The 14,657-nt window shown below is 67.6% G+C and carries 15 protein-coding genes; 6 read left to right on the top strand and 9 right to left on the bottom strand.

Annotated features, from left to right (window positions below):
* Positions 1 to 516 (bottom strand): hypothetical protein, encoded by a 516-nt coding sequence (locus F8S13_24990; protein ID KAB8140106.1) that lies wholly within the window; start codon positions 514 to 516, stop codon positions 1 to 3.
* Positions 517 to 711: 195 nt separating this feature from the next.
* Positions 712 to 1,284 (bottom strand): sigma-70 family RNA polymerase sigma factor, encoded by a 573-nt coding sequence (locus tag F8S13_24985; protein ID KAB8140105.1) that lies wholly within the window; start codon positions 1,282 to 1,284, stop codon positions 712 to 714.
* Positions 1,285 to 1,775: 491 nt separating this feature from the next.
* Between F8S13_24985 and F8S13_24980 the strand changes: the two genes are divergently transcribed.
* The 5 genes from F8S13_24980 to F8S13_24960 all read left to right on the top strand — a co-directional run bounded on the left by F8S13_24980 (position 1,776) and on the right by F8S13_24960 (position 6,423).
* A complete protein-coding gene (locus tag F8S13_24980; protein ID KAB8140104.1) occupies positions 1,776 to 2,990 on the top strand; it encodes an MFS transporter in 1,215 nt (404 codons plus the stop codon).
* 8 nt (positions 2,991 to 2,998) lie between these two features.
* The gene (locus F8S13_24975; GenBank protein KAB8140103.1) at positions 2,999 to 3,592 is read left to right on the top strand and encodes a hypothetical protein; all 594 of its coding nucleotides are present in this window, start codon (positions 2,999 to 3,001) and stop codon (positions 3,590 to 3,592) included.
* A complete protein-coding gene (locus F8S13_24970; GenBank protein ID KAB8140102.1) occupies positions 3,592 to 4,167 on the top strand; it encodes an SCP2 sterol-binding domain-containing protein in 576 nt (191 codons plus the stop codon). The genes F8S13_24975 and F8S13_24970 overlap by 1 nt, the downstream gene beginning before the upstream one ends.
* Before the next feature lie 9 nt (positions 4,168 to 4,176).
* On the top strand, positions 4,177 to 4,806 hold the full coding sequence (locus tag F8S13_24965) for a response regulator transcription factor (GenBank protein ID KAB8140101.1): 630 nt from the start codon (positions 4,177 to 4,179) through the stop codon (positions 4,804 to 4,806).
* A gap of 633 nt (positions 4,807 to 5,439) precedes the next feature.
* The gene (locus F8S13_24960; GenBank protein KAB8140100.1) at positions 5,440 to 6,423 is read left to right on the top strand and encodes a YHS domain-containing protein; all 984 of its coding nucleotides are present in this window, start codon (positions 5,440 to 5,442) and stop codon (positions 6,421 to 6,423) included.
* 6 nt (positions 6,424 to 6,429) lie between these two features.
* Here F8S13_24960 and F8S13_24955 read toward each other — a convergent pair whose 3' ends face one another.
* The 3 genes from F8S13_24955 to F8S13_24945 form a co-directional block, all read right to left on the bottom strand.
* Positions 6,430 to 6,990 (bottom strand): AAA family ATPase, encoded by a 561-nt coding sequence (locus F8S13_24955; GenBank protein ID KAB8140099.1) that lies wholly within the window; start codon positions 6,988 to 6,990, stop codon positions 6,430 to 6,432.
* A 108-nt stretch (positions 6,991 to 7,098) separates the two neighbouring features.
* Positions 7,099 to 8,115, bottom strand: a complete 1,017-nt coding sequence (locus F8S13_24950) for an NAD-dependent epimerase/dehydratase family protein (protein ID KAB8140098.1) — start codon at positions 8,113 to 8,115, stop codon at positions 7,099 to 7,101.
* Between the two features lie 15 nt (positions 8,116 to 8,130).
* Positions 8,131 to 9,126, bottom strand: coding sequence for an aldo/keto reductase (locus F8S13_24945; protein KAB8140097.1), 996 nt, complete (start codon positions 9,124 to 9,126; stop codon positions 8,131 to 8,133).
* 197 nt (positions 9,127 to 9,323) lie between these two features.
* Between F8S13_24945 and F8S13_24940 the strand changes: the two genes are divergently transcribed.
* Entirely contained in the window at positions 9,324 to 10,235 is a 912-nt protein-coding gene (locus F8S13_24940) for an AraC family transcriptional regulator (GenBank protein ID KAB8140171.1), read from the top strand.
* A 110-nt stretch (positions 10,236 to 10,345) separates the two neighbouring features.
* On the opposite strand, the gene F8S13_24935 is transcribed toward F8S13_24940, so the two are convergent.
* The 4 genes from F8S13_24935 to F8S13_24920 all read right to left on the bottom strand — a co-directional run bounded on the left by F8S13_24935 (position 10,346) and on the right by F8S13_24920 (position 14,480).
* The gene (locus tag F8S13_24935; protein KAB8140096.1) at positions 10,346 to 12,835 is read right to left on the bottom strand and encodes a copper-translocating P-type ATPase; all 2,490 of its coding nucleotides are present in this window, start codon (positions 12,833 to 12,835) and stop codon (positions 10,346 to 10,348) included.
* A 155-nt stretch (positions 12,836 to 12,990) separates the two neighbouring features.
* Entirely contained in the window at positions 12,991 to 13,245 is a 255-nt protein-coding gene (locus F8S13_24930) for a heavy-metal-associated domain-containing protein (protein KAB8140095.1), read from the bottom strand.
* A 69-nt stretch (positions 13,246 to 13,314) separates the two neighbouring features.
* Positions 13,315 to 13,962 carry a DUF305 domain-containing protein gene (locus F8S13_24925; GenBank protein ID KAB8140094.1) on the bottom strand — a complete coding sequence of 216 codons (648 nt, stop codon included), beginning with the start codon at positions 13,960 to 13,962 and terminating at the stop codon, positions 13,315 to 13,317.
* Positions 13,963 to 14,111: 149 nt separating this feature from the next.
* Complete coding sequence (locus F8S13_24920; protein KAB8140093.1) at positions 14,112 to 14,480, bottom strand: four-helix bundle copper-binding protein; 369 nt, start codon at positions 14,478 to 14,480, stop codon at positions 14,112 to 14,114.
* Positions 14,481 to 14,657 lie beyond the last annotated feature (177 nt).

Below are 14,657 nucleotides of genomic sequence, written 5' to 3'. Positions count from 1 at the left end.
TTAGCCTTCGATGTGCAGGCGGTCGATGACAATCTCGGCATCTTCAAGCTCAAGGCTGAGCGTGTAGGTGCCTGCGGCGATCGGCGGCAGCTCAAACTCGGCCAGATCGTTGAGCTTGGCCTCCCAGCGGGTGCCCGCCAGCTCCAGCGCCACGCTGCCCGGCCCCTCGGGGCCAAGCACCTGGCCGGAGATGGTCCAGCTGCCGCCGCTCGGGGCGATGCGCAGGTCGATGTCGTGCATGCCAGCGTTGAACAGCAGCTGGCGGGTGCTGGCAAACCCCGAGCGCACCCCGAAGGCGGGCTGAAGCCTGCTGTCGAAGCGCAGCGCGGCGCTGACGCGCTCGCGCAGGCTGGGGGCACGCGGCGGGGCCAGCGGGCGCAGCAGCCGTGCGGCGCGCGCTACCACCTCGGGCGGTGCGCTGAGGCTCTGGTCGTCGCGTATGTGCGTGATGACGCGCTCGAGCCATGCAAGCGTCACCGCATCTTTTGGGAAAGCCAGCGCGCGCGCACGCAGCACGGCACGCTCCTCGGGCGGATATTGCCCTTCGGCAAGGGCCACAAGTTGCTCAAAGGTACACCGTGCGGATGCGCCACTCATGTTATCTACTCCAATAGCCATGAATTCTACTAAGGACAGTGTGGCGCCAGGCTGAAAAAATACATGCGGGCGGCGTGCTTGACATGCGGCGCGGTGTACTCTGTGGCCTGCGGGCTACTCAAACCCCATTTCCTCAAGCTTGCGGCGCAGTTTCTCAAGGCAGCGGGCGCGCGTTGGCCCAATGCTGCCCGTGCTGATGCCCAGCGTGGCTGCAATTTCGGTGTAGGCCGGGGTCTCATCCTGATAGTAGAGCATGGTCAGCAGCTTGGTGCAGCGCTCCCCCAGGGTCTGGATCGCGAGCCGGATCTGGTGCTGCTCTTCGATCTGCGTGACCTGATCATCGGGTAGGGCCGTGTCGGCGATGATGATCTCGCCATTTTCTTCATCATCCCCGAGAGCGATGTGGGATGTAAGGGCGCGCTGCTCTTGCTGGATGACCCGCCATGTCTCGCGTTTGGCTACGGTGGTGAGCCACGCGCTGATCCGCTCGGGCTGCTCGATCGTGCCGATCTTTTGCACTAGGAGGGCAAAAACACGCTGGAACACCTCGGCTGCTAGATCTTCGCCGAGGCCAGCGCGGCGTGGGATGGTATAGACTAAGCGCTGGTAGCGCTGAACAAGCTGTTCCCATGCATCGGCATCGCCGAGGCGGCAGGATTGTAGCAACGCCTCGTCGGATGGCTCCATTGTTTTCTCTCCCAACCACAAACGTGCCAACAGTATACATTAAAAGGCGCGTGTATTTTTTTGATCTTTGGCAACACTGTCTGAGTACACAAAGGTTGAGAAAGTGTAAAGGAGCAACCCTATGTGGTAGAAACCGCATGTGAATAGGGAATAGTGCTGTCTTTCATCCTTCGTTGCCTACCCGCAGTGGCCCTACGCCGTCGAAGATGCGTGGCTTTCTCTCATTCTTTTTATCGGCGTACGGTTGCGGTTGATCCACTGCTCGCCTTACGGCTGGGCAAGAGCGACCAACCAGGGGAGGTTTGCCTGCTACAGACCCCATGGCATCCACGGAAGATGCCCTTTACCGCTATAGGGTGGCGGGCGTGGCCCCTAGGCCTGTCCGCCGCTCGCGTCTCATTCCCCTCCCGCGCCTCCGGGCGCATCCCCCACCATGGTATACTGGCCACCTGTGCTGAATCGGCACAATCTAGTGGTAGGTATAGCGCAACATGGCCACGCTTTCTCCCGCGGCACGGCGTCGCGGCCTGATCTCGGTGCTGATCGACACCTTCTTTATGTGGGGTGGCTTCTTTATGGTCATCCCCATGATCTCGGTGCACTATGTGCAGGGTCTGGGCTGGAACGCAGCGCTGATCGGCCTGGTGCTGGCGGTGCGTCAGCTGACTCAGCAGGGCCTGACGGTGTTTGGCGGCATGCTGGCCGACCGCTTCGGGGCCAAGATCCTGATCTGTATTGGTATTGCCATCCGCGTGGTGGGCTTTGCGATGATGGCGCATGCTACCACCTTTCCCTTGCTGATGCTGTCGGGGGTGCTGGCCGCGCTGGGCGGCGCGCTGTTCGACTCGCCGAAGTCGGCGGCGATCGCGGCGCTGACCGAGCCAGAGACCCGCAGCCGCTACTACGCGATCATGGGCGTGGTGAGCGGGCTGGGCATGACGATCGGTCCGGCGGTGGGCGCGTGGCTGCTGCCCTATGACTTCGCGCTGGTGGCCTACGGGGCCACGGCCTGCTTCGTGGTGTGCCTGCTGATCAGTATTTTCCTCCTGCCGCCGGTGCGGGTGGCCGCCCAAGAGGGCGGCATGGCCACCCAGGGTCTGCGCATGGCCGTGGGCGACAGGCCCTTCGTGCTGTTTACCGCCATGCTTATGGGCTACTGGTTTATGTGGGTGCAGATGTCGATCTCGCTGCCGCTGGTGGCCACCACCATAAGCGGCAACGAGTCGGCGGTGAGCTGGGTCTACGCGCTGAACTCGGGGATGTCGATCGTGCTGCAGTACCCGCTGGTGCGGCTGGCCGAGCGCTGGCTGCGCCACGAGCAGCTGCTGGTGGTGGGCGTGGCCCTGATGGCGGTGGGCCTGGGCCTGATCTCGCTGGCCACCACCACCGCCGCTGTGCTGGGCTGCGTGGCGATCTTCTCGCTGGGCGGCCTGCTGGTCGCGCCTTCGCAGCAGACGGTGATGGCGCGGCTGGCCAACCCGGCGGCGCTGGGATCGTACTTTGGGTTTGGCTCGCTGGCGCTGGCGTTCGGCGGCGGGCTGGGCAACCTGGCCGGCGGCTGGCTCTACACCCTGGGCGGCCAGATCGCGCTGCCCGCGCTGCCCTGGCTCACCTTTTTTGTGGTCGGCGCGCTTTCGGCCATCGGGCTGGCGCTGGTGGGCCGCGCGGCCCCGCGCCCGGCGGCTGGCCAGAGCGGTGCCGCGTAGGAGGGGGTATGGAGAATCCGCGCTTCTCGCCGCCGTTCTGGCTGATCGGCGTGCTGGTGGCTATCGCGCTGGTGCTGATCGGGCAGTATGTGGGCGGTGCGGTCAACAACCAGGCCCTGGTAGACACCTTCCGCCCGCAGCCGACCGACCCAAGCGCGCCGCCCGCAGCGGGCAGCCTGCCCCAGGTGAGCCTGCCGCAGCTGCCGCCCGACGCCCAGGCCGCGCTCAAGAGCCTGGGCGACCGCTTCGCCAGCGGCGCGGCGGTGCCCGCGCTCACGCCGGTGGCCAGCGGCGCGCGCGCCCGCGTGGAGGTGAGCGCTCTGGCCCGCGATGGCGGCAATGTGAAGGTGCGCGGCACGATCACCAACACCGCCGCGCAGCCGCTGGATGTGCCGACCACCGCCTTCACCTTTCGCGACAGCGCGGGCGTGACCTACACCATCGGTGGCGGCGGGGCCACCAGCATCCAGCCGCAGCAGTCGGCCCCCTTCGACCTGAGTGTGCCGCTGCCCGCTGGGCGCGGGCTGGCGATGATCGTCACGCTGCCGCCCGACGAGCCGATCCAGCAGACGCTGGTGGTGGAGACGCTTGACGCGCCGTGATGCGCGTTTTCCCTTTTTGTAGCAGAAGGAAGAGCCACATGTCCGTTGTCTCGCAGTACTATGAGAATGAGGTCCAGCAGGTGTTCGAGCGCATGCTGCGCGAGGCGGGGCCGGAGATCGCCGCGCAGCCCGATTTCACCACCACCTACCACGTGGCCGGGGCCGAGGGCGGCACCTACGGCCTGCGGGTGGCCCAGGGGGCGCTCAGCGTGGTGCCCGGCGGTATCCTCGACAGCGACATGCAGATCTTCGCCAATGTGGATGAGTGGCGAGCTGGCCTGGATGTCGGTATGGCCCACCCCTTCTACTACTACCAGAAGCGCAAGATCGACCTGCTCAAGGGCTTTCGCGGCAAGGTGACGCTGGAGCTGGCCCAGCCGGACGGCGAGCCGATGCAGGGCAGCCTGGTATTTGGCGGCGCCGATGATCCCGAGGTGACGCTGCGCATGGCCGCCGACGACTATCTGGCCATGATGAGCGGCAGGCTCAATGGCCAGATGGCCTTCCTGACCGGCAAGCTGAAGTTCGAGGGTAGCCTGCCTCTGCTGATGCAGCTTGCGGCGCTGAACAGCTAGGGGGCAGCTATGGCGATCCGGGTGGTGATAGCCGATGACCACGGGGTGGTGCGCAAGGGCATCCGCGAGCTGCTGACCGACGAGCCGGATATCGCCGTGGTGGGCGAGGCTCGCGACGGCCACGAGGCGGTGGACCTGGCCCTGGCGCTGCGCCCCGATGTGGTGGTGATGGATATCGCCATGCCCGAGCTGTCGGGCGTGGAGGCCACCCGCCAGATCTGCGCCGCCGCGCCCGCCGTGCGCGTGCTGGCGCTCACCGCCTACGCCGACCCGCCCTACGTGTCGGGCCTGCTGGATGCGGGGGCCAGCGGCTATGTGCTGAAGACAGCGGAGAGCCGCGATATCGTGCGGGCGGTGCGGGCCGTGGCGGCGGGCCAGCGCATGATCGACCCCGCCGTGGCCCAGATCGTGGCCCAGCACCCCCAGCGCAGCGCCGCCGACCTGACCGAGCGCGAGCTGGGGGTGCTGCGGCTGGCGGCGCGCGGCCTCACCAACAAGCAGATCGCCGCCGAGCTGGCGATCAGCGACCGCACGGTGCAGAACCACCTGGCCAATATCTACGCCAAGCTGGGCGTGGCCTCGCGCACCGAGGCGGTGACGGCGGCCATCCAGCGCGGCGACATTCGCCTGGGCGAGTGAGCGCACGAGTGAGGCAGGTGAGCGCACGACGAAGCATGCAGGAAAAATCGCGCTGCCTCGTGCGCAGCCGCCTCGTCGCTACGGATGGGATTATGGCCAGCCGCCCCATCGCACACCTTCGCCGGATGGGCGAGGCCGCACGGCACTAGCCCGCAGGCCCTGCCAGCCCGCCCCGCTGCGGCGGGGGCACAAGGCTTCAAGCCTTGCCTACGGCTGGGGCGGGTGGAAGCATCCTTGCGCTATACCCTACCTACCCCGCCCATGCGGCGAAGGTGCCGCTCGTGCACACTGGCCATATGCACAAACACCAGCTACCAGCAGATGGCATAGGAACGCTCAAAATTGAGGGATCGAAGGGGGTTACACCCCCTCGCGGGGTTCCTAGGGGCAGTCCCCTAGGCGCTGCCCGCGCAGGGCATCCACCCAGCAACCAAGCGGAACTACTCGCACGTTCGGCCCGACGCGGAACTATCCCCGAAAAGTGATACCATCCACCGCCCAAGCACCACCGCCATCATCACATAGGCCAGCAGCGCGGCCACCGCCGCCTTTTTCAGAGCGAAGCGACACCATGCCAGGGGCAGCGCTATAGCGCCAAAAGCCCCACCCAACACCACCCCTCGGAGAACCCCAATGGAACATCAAGATGAGCAGCCCATCCTTGTGCGCTCGCAGGCCCTGCGCGAGCTGGTGCGGCGGGCCGAGGCCATGACGCGCGGCGACTTTGCGGCGCAGGGCCAGCCGCTGGATGGCCAGCCTGCCCTCGAAGACCTGCGCCGCGCCATCGACGTGCTGGGCACGCACACCGAGCAGGGCCTGCGCCGCCAGTACGCCTACATCGCCGCGCTCAGCACTGCCCAGGAGGCCGAGCGCAGCCGCCTGGCCCGCGAGCTGCACGACGACATCGTGCAGCGCCTGATCGCGCTGGGCCACAGCGTGGAGCGCGCCGGACGGCTGATGGAGCGCTCGCCCGACCATGCCGCCGAGCAGCTGCGCGAGACCCGCGCCAGCGTCACCGCGTTGGTGGACGACCTGCGCGGGATCATCGGCGACCTGCGCCCGCCCGCGCTGGAGGAGTTGGGCCTGCTGCCTGCGGCGCAGCTGCTCATCCAGCGGCACCCGGCCCAGGGCGTGGAGGCCAGCGTGGCCCAGCAGGGCGCGGCGCGGCGGCTGGCCCCGCAGAGCGAGCTGGCCGTGTTCCGCATCGTACAGGAGGCCTGGGCCAACATCGCCCGCCACGCGCGGGCTAGCCGTGTCGAGATCCGCCTGCGCTACGCGACCGATGGGCTGCACCTCACCATCGTGGATGACGGCCAGGGCTTCACCCCGCCCGCGCCCGACAGCGCCGCCGAGGGCCACTGGGGCCTGCGTGGCATGCGCGAGCGCGCCGAGCTGACCGGCGGCACGCTGGATGTGCGCAGCCAGCCGGGCCAGGGCACCGCGCTGGCGGTGTTCATCCCCTATCCTGGCGAGGATGGCCGCGACCCCGTGTGCGGCATGGCCGTCGGCCCTGGCGACCTAGGCGCGACACACGATGGCCGGATCTTCCGGTTCTGCTCGCCGGCCTGCCGCGACCTGTTTCTGGCTCAGCCCGATCAGTACTTGGCGCGGGGCTAGGGCGCATCACCCTTGGGCGCGGCGCATCCGCTCGAAGGCCGAGGGCCTAGCCCGCCGCCGCCAGGCCGCGATGATCTGCGCGGCGTTCTCCTCTGCGCTGTGCGCCGCGCTGTCCACCTCGAAGTCGTAGCTGCCGAAGGAGTGGACCACCGCCAGGTGGTCGCGCGCCTCGCCGATGGCGCGGTCGCCGCGCTCGCGCTCGCGGCGCTCCAGCTCCTCCAGCGGGCAGCGCACGCCCACAAAGAACACGTCGTAGGGCGCGAGCAGGTCGACCAGCTCGTCCATCCACTCCTGGAACTCGATCACGTGGTCGACAATCAGGCTGTTCCCGGCGCTGAGGATGGCGGGCAGGCAGCGGTGGAACGCCGCAAAGAAGCGCGGCCTCTGCTCCTTCCATGTGAACTCCGGCGGGTGCGGGCGGCGCGGCGGCAGCATGCCCGCCTCGACAAACTGATCGGATGCGATATGCCAGAAGGGCCGGTCGAGCGTGGCCCGGATGGCGCGGGCCAGCGTGGACTTGCCCGCGCTCGACGGCCCGTTGAGCAGGATAACGTAGCTTTTCTCCAAAGGTGCACTTCATCGCCTAGCGAAATGCGAAGCTTCTGCAGCGCATTGCCTGCGCTGGCCGTACTCTACCGCGCTTACGCCAGTTTGTCTTGCTGTTGGCGTGCCTGCCTAGCCCTGCCCCCACCCGATCAGGCTCTGGGCGCAGTCTATCACCGTCTCGCGGGCTGACCGGGGCTGCCAGCCCAGCAGCTGCCGTGCCTTGGCTGCCGTGTGGCGGTTCTTCCTGCCCAGCGCGGGTGTGATCGACAGCAGGTCGCGGTCAAAGCGTGCCACCAGCTGGATCAGGATGTCGGGCAGCGTGTGGGTCGAGATGCCGCGCGCCGCGTCTCCAAGCCGGGCGCGCAGCTCGCCCGCGATCTCGCTCATCCACATGAACTCGCTCACAGCGATGAAGCGCTGGCCCGCCGCGTGCGGGTGGGTCATGGCCCGGATGTGGATGTCGGCGAGGTCGCGCACATCCACCACCTCGAAGCCGATGCGCGGCACGCCCAGCGCGCTGCCGCGCATGATGCGCTGGATGACCTGGGCGGTGCCGATATGCGCCGCCGAGAGCACCGGCCCGAAGACCGCGCCGGGCAGGATGGTACTTAGCTCGGTCTGTCCCCGCGCCTCTTCCTCGATATACTTCCAGGCGGCTAGCTCGGCCAGCGTCTTCGACTTTCGATAGGCGCTGATCCGGGTGTCGTTGGGGTCGGTCCATACGCTCTCGTCGCTGATGCTGTCGTCGGTGTAGAGCGTCGGGCTGGCCGCCGCGCACGCCGAGGTCATCACCACGCGCCGCACGCCCGCCCTGGCCGAGGCGCGCAGCACGCGCAGCGCGCCATCGCGGGCCGGGGCGATCAGCGCATCGGGGCCGCCCGCCGCATCCAGCGGCGAGGCGACGTGCAGCACATAGTCGCACCCCGCCACCGCCGCATCCCAGCCCGCATCATCCAGCAGGTCGGCGGCGAAGAACCGCAGCTGCTCGCCGGGGTCGATAGCCGCGCCGATCTGGGCGCGCACTTGCGGTTCCTTGGCTAGGCTTCGCACGGTGGTGCGCACCGTGTAGCCCTGCCGCAGCAGCTCGACCACGCACCACTCGGCCACATAGCCGCTCCCGCCGGTCACCAGCACCGTCTCGCGCATCTCCGCCTCCTCTTTCTAGCGGTCGATAGTGGCCATGATCCAGTCGGGGTAGCGGTTGCCCAGGATGGTGCCCGTGGGCATGGCCTGGTCGAGCCGCGCCATCTGGTCTGCATCGAGCGCCACCAACAGGCCGCCCATGTTCTCCTCCAGGTGCGTGCGGCGCTTGGTGCCGGGGATGGGCACGATGTCGTCGCCCTTGTGCAGCAGCCAGGCCAGCGCCACCTGGCCCGCCGCGCACCCAACCTCGGCGGCAATCTGGTGGACGATCTGGGCCGCGCGCATGTTGGCGTCGAAGTTTGCGCCCTGGTAGCGCGGGTCGATCCGGCGGGTGTCGCCCTCGGGGTAGTCCTCGGCGCGCGTCACCGCGCCGGTCAGGAAGCCGCGCCCCAGCGGCGCGAATGGCACGAGGCCGATGCCCAGCTCGCGTAGCACGGGGATGATCTCCGGCTCTAGGTTGCGCTCCCACAGCGAGTACTCGCTCTGCAGCGCCGAGACGGGGTGCACCGCGTGGGCGCGGCGGATGTTGGCCACGCCCGCCTCGGAGAGGCCGAAGAAGCGCACCTTGCCCTCCTTCACCAGCTCGCCCACGGTGCCCGCCACCTCCTCCATCGGCACGGCGGGGTCGACGCGGTGCTGGTAGAGCAGGTCGATATAGTCGGTCTGCAGGCGCTGCAGCGAGCCTTCCACCGCCTCGCGGATGTGCTCGGGGCGGCTGGCCCGCTCGGTGCCCACCTGCTTGCCGTCCTTGAAGCGGAAGCCAAATTTGGTGCCGATGATCGCCTGCGCGCGCCGCCCTTTGAACGCGCGGCCCAGCAGCTCCTCGTTGGTGAGCGGCCCGTATCCCTGGGCGGTATCAAAGAAGTTGCAGCCCAGCTCGATGGCGCGGTGCAGCGCCGCGATCGACTCGCGCTCGTCAGCTGGCCCGTACGACTGGCTCATGGGCATGCAGCCCAGCCCGATGCCCGAGACCTCCAGCCCCTGCGTGCCCAGCTTGCGTGTGTGTGCGGCCATGGTCAACCCTCGCTTTGTGTCAATGAATGATCGATAGGGAAATGGTACGTGGCGGCGGGGCTGCGGGCTAGTCCGTTTCTGCCGCTCATTTGCCTAAAGCTGCAAGAGCTGCGCGGGGCGTTCTATGCGATAATGGAGTGGAGGGCTAGGGCAGGGTCGAGCGTGGGCAAAAAGAGAGGCGTGGCACTGTGGAAGATCTGAGCGAGCGGCTGGCGGCCACTATCGCGCTGACCGAGCGCGTGACCAAGGCCGACGGCAAGGCCAAGACGAACATCCCATTTCTTACCGTGGTGCGCAACACCCGCGCCACGCCGCCCATCCCATCGGTGCTGTCGCCGTCTTTTTGTCTTATCCTGCAAGGCGGTAAGCGCATCCAGTTCGGCGAGCAGATCGTGGACTGTCCGGCGGGCAGCTTCTTGGTCTCGGTGATCCGCATGCCAGGACTGGCCCAGGTGGTCGGCGCGTCGGCTCACACGCCCTACATCGGCCTGCGCATCGACCTAGCCCCCGCCGAGGTCGCGGCGGTGCTCTCGGAGTCGGGCCTGCAGGTGCGGCCCCCCGAGGGCCAGCCCAGCATCGGGTCGTTCGTGGGCAGGGCGGATGACGAGCTGCTTGACCTGTGCTGCCGCCTGCTGCGGGCCGATGCCAGCCCTCGCGGCGCGGTGTTCCGCGCGTCGCTGATCAAGCAGGAGCTTATCTACCACCTGCTCTCGGGCGACTACGGCCACCTGTTTCTCCAGCAGGTCTTCTTCGAGCAGCAGGGCGACGGTATCGCCCAGGCGATTGTCTGGATCGAGCGACACTACGACTGCGCGTTCACCATCGAGGAGCTGGCGCGGGCCTCGAACATGAGCGTGTCGGGGCTGCACCACAAGTTCAAGGCGCTTACGGCCATGGGGCCGCTGCAGTACCAGAAGCAGCTGCGCCTGCAGGAGGCGCGGCGGCTGATGCTCAGCGGCGCTGCCGATGTGACCGCCGCCGCGCTGCAGGTGGGCTACCGCAGCCTCTCGCAGTTCAGCCGCGAGTACGCGCGGCTGTTCGGCATGTCGCCGCTGCGCGATGTGCGCACCATCCTCCAGCTCGCCCAGGTCGAGGCGCTGGAGCTATAGCCTTGACAGCCTGCGTGTGTTCAGCTGGATGTTGATCCTCTAACAATGCGCCCTATGCCTGAGAAATGGCATAGGGCGCATTATTCGTGTAAAGTGTTGTGCGGCCAGAACTAGAGCCGCACGCCGCGCAGCCGCAGCGAGTTGCTCACCACGAACACCGATGAGCAGGCCATGGCCCCGGCGGCGATCATGGGGCTGAGCTGGATGCCGAGCGGCGCGTAGAGCAGGCCAGCCGCCAGCGGGATGCCGATCACGTTGTAGATAAACGCCCAGAACAGGTTCCAGCGGATGGTGGCCATGGTGCGCTGGCTGAGTGTGATCGCCTGGGCCACCGCGCGCAGGTCGCCGCGCAGCAGCGTGAGGTCGGCGGTCTCCATGGCCACGTCGGTGCCAGCGCCCATGGCCACGCCCACATCGGCCTGGGCCAGCGCAGGCGCGTCGTTGATGCCATCGCCCACCATGGCCACGGTCGCGCCCTGCTCCTGCGCGCGCTTCACCTCGGCGGCCTTCATCTCCGGCAGCACCTCGGCGCGCACCTCGGCGGCGTCCAGCCCCACCTGCCGCGCGATGGCCTCGGCGGTGGCGCGGTTGTCGCCGGTGAGCATCAGCACCGCCGCGCCGCGCCGCTTCAGCTCGTCGATGGCGGCGGCGGATGTGGGCTTGAGCGTGTCGGCGATGCCCAGCGCGCCTAGCGCCGCACCGTCGGCGGACACCACCACGGCGGTCTTGGCCTCGCGCTGCATGCGCTCGATCTCCCCCCGCAGCGCGCCGATCTCGATCCCGCGCTCAGCCATCAGGCGGGGCGAGCCAACCAGCACCGCCGCGCCATCGACCATGGCTTGGATGCCGTGCCCGGCCAGCGCCTCGAACTGCTGGGGCTGGGCCAGCGCCACGCCGCGCTCCTGGGCGGCGCGCACCACCGCCTCGCCCAGCGGGTGCTCGGATGCCCGCTCGGCGCTGGCGGCCAGGCGCAGCAGCCGCGCCTCGTCGGCCCCAACCATGTCGGTGACGGATGGCCGCCCCTCGGTGATCGTGCCGGTCTTGTCGAAGATGACCGTCGTCAGCTTGCTGGCGCGCTCCAGCGCCTCGGCGTTCTTGATCAGGATGCCGTGCGCCGCGCCCGTGCCTGTGCCGACCATGATCGCGGTCGGGGTGGCCAGCCCCAGCGCGCAGGGGCAGGCGATCACCAGCACCGCCACCGCGAAGATCAGGGCCTGGGTGAAATCGCCGGTGGCGAGCATCCAGGCCACAAAGGTCAGCGCGGCGATGCCGATCACCACGGGCACGAACACCGCCGACACCTTGTCCACCAGCTGCTGCACCGGGGCCTTCGACCCCTGGGCCTCCTGCACCAGCCGCACGATCTGCGCCAGCGCTGTATCCTTGCCCACACGGGTGGCCCGGAATTGGAACGCCCCAGCGCGGTTGATCGTCGCACCGATCACGCTGTCGCCCACGTTTTTCTGCACCGGCATGCTCTCGCCGGTGATCATGCTCTCATCCACGGTCGACTGGCCCATGGTGATCACGCCGTCGGTTGGCACCTTCTCGCCGGGCCGCACGCTCACGATATCGCCAGCGCGCACCTCGGCCAGCGGCACCTCGGCCTCGGCCCCGCCGCGCAGCACGCGGGCGGTCTTGGGCTGCAGCCCGATCAGCGCGCGGATGGCCGCGCCGGTCTGGCTCTTGGCCCGCGCCTCTAGGAACTTGCCCACCAGGATGAGCGTGATGATCACCGCCGCTGTCTCGAAGTAGACATGGCCCGCCATCCCGGCGAGCAGCACCGCTAGGCTGTAGAGGTAGGCGGCGGAGGATCCGAGCGCGATCAGGGTGTCCATGTTGGCCGTGCGCGCCCGCAGCGCCTTCCAGGCGTGGATGTAGAAGCTGCGCCCGCTGTAGAGCTGCACCGGCGTGGCCAGCGCCAGAAAGATCCAGTTGAGCAGATCGTCGCGGGCAGGAATCATCTTCATCATCTCATCCATGGGCATCGATGGCATCTGCTCGGCTATGGCGCGACCCGCGCCGATCAGCCACGGCTGGATGAAGCCCAGGTCGCGGGCCATGGAGACCACGAACAGCGGCAGGGTGAAGATCACCGCCACCACCAGCTTGCGGCGCTTCTCATCCAGCTCGGCCTGCCGCGCCTGCGCCTCGCTGTCCACCTGCGCGCTCTCGGCGGCGGGCATGATCACGCCGTAGCCCGCCTTCTCCACCGCCGCCCGCAGCGTGTCGAGGCTGGCCACCCCCGGCGCGTAGGTGATGCTGGCGCGCTCGGTGGCGAGGTTGACGTTGGCCTCGACCACGCCCTCGGCCTTGCGCAGCGCCCGCTCCACACGGCCCGAGCACGACGCGCAGGTCATCCCCGTCACCGGCAGCTCCACCTGCTCGGTGATCACGCCGTAGCCGCTGCGCTCCACGGTGGCGATGAGGGCCTGTGGCTGAGCCTGCTGCGGGTCGTACTCGACATGGGCCTGCTCGGTGGCAAGGTTAACGTTGGCCTCGACCACGCCCTCGGCCTTGCGCAGCGCCCGCTCGACGCGGCCCGAGCACGACGCGCAGGTCATCCCCGTCACCGCGAAGGTGATATGTTTTGTTGTCATATGCCAAACCTCTGGAATAGTGCTCCTGATAGCCTCAGTGTAGCGCGGCGGGGCGGCGGGCGATACCCGCCAAATAGCCTACGCACCCTGGCCGGTGCCAGCGGCATAGCAAAGCGGCGGAGGAATGCTCCCCCGCCGCTCTTGGATGGGCCGCGCTAGTTGCCGCAGCCGCAGTCGCTGGCCTTCTTGGCCGCCGGGGCCTCGGCGTGGTAGCCTGCCGCCCCAATCGCCTCGCTGATCTGCGTGGGGGTCACGCCCTCGCCAGCGGTCACGTGCACCAGCTTGGTGGGGATCTCGGCCACCACGTTGGTCACGCCCGCCAGCGCCGTTACCGACTTGGTGATCTTGGCAGCGCAGCCCTTGCAGCTCATATCGTTTACGGCAAATGTGTGGATCATTGTGTGCTCCATTTGTTCATCAGGGTAGCGCCATGGTAGCGCGCCGCTGGCGAGTATACCACCCGCCAAATGGCCTACGCGCTACTTGCCGTACCAGGCCTTCTGCCAGCCCTGCATCTGCGTGATCTCGCCCTCCTGGGCTGCCACAATCGCATCGGCAAGGCTCTTGATCTCGGCGTGCTCGGCGCGCTGCTGGGCGTCCTTGGCCATGGCGATCGCGCCCTGGTGGTGGGCGATCATCGCGATGATAAAGCGCTGGTCGAACGGCACGCTCGCATCATTTTCCACCTGCATATCGCCCATCGACATACCCATGCCGCCGGTGCTGGCCAGCTCGGGGTACCATTCCGTGCGCCACGCCTGCATTTTGCCGATCTCCTCCTGCTGCGCCGAGATGATGGCCTGCGCCATCGTCTTGATCTCCTCGTGCTCAGCGCTCTTCAGGGCCTCGTTGGCCATGGCGATCGCGCCCTGGTGGTGCTCGATCATGCTATCGATAAACTGCGCGTCGTATGGGGCGGCAGCCATCTCCGGCATCGCGGTCATATCCATATCGCCCATTGCGGCGTGGCTATCGGCTGTTGGTGTGGCTGCTGGTGTTGCGCTGGCTGCTGGTGCTGCGCTGGCTGCTGGCGCTGCGGTTGGCGTCGGTGCGGTGGCAGCCTGCCCACAGGCGCTGATCAGGCCAAGAGCTAGTAAACAGGTAAGACCTAAAATGCTTTTCGTCATGCGTTACTCCTCGTGCTATGCATAAAACCATAGGTAGGCAAAGCGTATATGCTGGGCGCTGGTGGGCGCTACCCGCCAAATGGCCTATAGGCGCACAAAGCGCCGCTGGCGGATATTCGCCAGCGGCGCTCTGCCGATCTCCACGGTTGCTATGCCATCGCCGCCATCTGCGCGCATGACTCCGCGCACGAGCGGCACACCTGGGCGCAGGCCATCATCATCTGGTCGCCGTCGGCTAGGCGGGTGCAGTCGTCGGCGCAGGCTGTGCACACATCGGCGCAGGCCTGGCAGAAGGAGGGGTGGAAGGGCGACATGCGCAGCATAAAGTCGGCGCTCGTGGCGCAGGCCTGGGCGCAATCCTGCAGCAGGCGGATGTGCTCCGGCGCGGCGTGCTTGCCGCCCATGCTGAGGCAGTGGATGCTTGTCTGGGTGCAGGCGCTGTGGCAGTTCAGACAGTGGGTGATGCATTCCTGCATCGAGACATCCATCTCCATCTGGTGCTCAGTTGCATGTGACATAAAGCATACTCCTTTCGCGTATTTGGAACTGACTAGCAGAGAGCGTGCCATGTGCTCGCGCCGATTTGACAGCATCGCGGTGGAGTGCTATAGTACGCCTCGTTGCGAGCGGCGGTGCCGCCCGGAACCCGAACAACCAGAGGCGCCACACACCGAGCCGAATGGCCCGTTTGACAC

This window comes from Chloroflexia bacterium SDU3-3 (genome assembly GCA_009268125.1).
Lineage (GTDB): Bacteria > Chloroflexota > Chloroflexia > Chloroflexales > Roseiflexaceae > SDU3-3.
This window is presented reverse-complemented; position numbering and strand designations above follow the sequence as displayed.

Excerpts from the sequence above, each read along its gene's own strand:
- F8S13_24975 (KAB8140103.1), top strand. The coding sequence starts at position 2,999 with ATGGAGAATCCGCGCTTCTCGCCGCCGTTCTGGCTGATCGGCGTGCTG.
- F8S13_24950 (KAB8140098.1), bottom strand. The coding sequence starts at position 8,115 with ATGCGCGAGACGGTGCTGGTGACCGGCGGGAGCGGCTATGTGGCCGAG.
- F8S13_24970 (KAB8140102.1), top strand. The coding sequence starts at position 3,592 with ATGCGCGTTTTCCCTTTTTGTAGCAGAAGGAAGAGCCACATGTCCGTT.
- F8S13_24935 (KAB8140096.1), bottom strand. The coding sequence starts at position 12,835 with ATGACAACAAAACATATCACCTTCGCGGTGACGGGGATGACCTGCGCG.
- F8S13_24925 (KAB8140094.1), bottom strand. The coding sequence starts at position 13,962 with ATGACGAAAAGCATTTTAGGTCTTACCTGTTTACTAGCTCTTGGCCTG.
- F8S13_24980 (KAB8140104.1), top strand. The coding sequence starts at position 1,776 with ATGGCCACGCTTTCTCCCGCGGCACGGCGTCGCGGCCTGATCTCGGTG.
- F8S13_24960 (KAB8140100.1), top strand. The coding sequence starts at position 5,440 with ATGGAACATCAAGATGAGCAGCCCATCCTTGTGCGCTCGCAGGCCCTG.
- F8S13_24965 (KAB8140101.1), top strand. The coding sequence starts at position 4,177 with ATGGCGATCCGGGTGGTGATAGCCGATGACCACGGGGTGGTGCGCAAG.
- F8S13_24985 (KAB8140105.1), bottom strand. The coding sequence starts at position 1,284 with ATGGAGCCATCCGACGAGGCGTTGCTACAATCCTGCCGCCTCGGCGAT.
- F8S13_24920 (KAB8140093.1), bottom strand. The coding sequence starts at position 14,480 with ATGTCACATGCAACTGAGCACCAGATGGAGATGGATGTCTCGATGCAG.
- F8S13_24945 (KAB8140097.1), bottom strand. The coding sequence starts at position 9,126 with ATGGCCGCACACACACGCAAGCTGGGCACGCAGGGGCTGGAGGTCTCG.
- F8S13_24930 (KAB8140095.1), bottom strand. The coding sequence starts at position 13,245 with ATGGAGCACACAATGATCCACACATTTGCCGTAAACGATATGAGCTGC.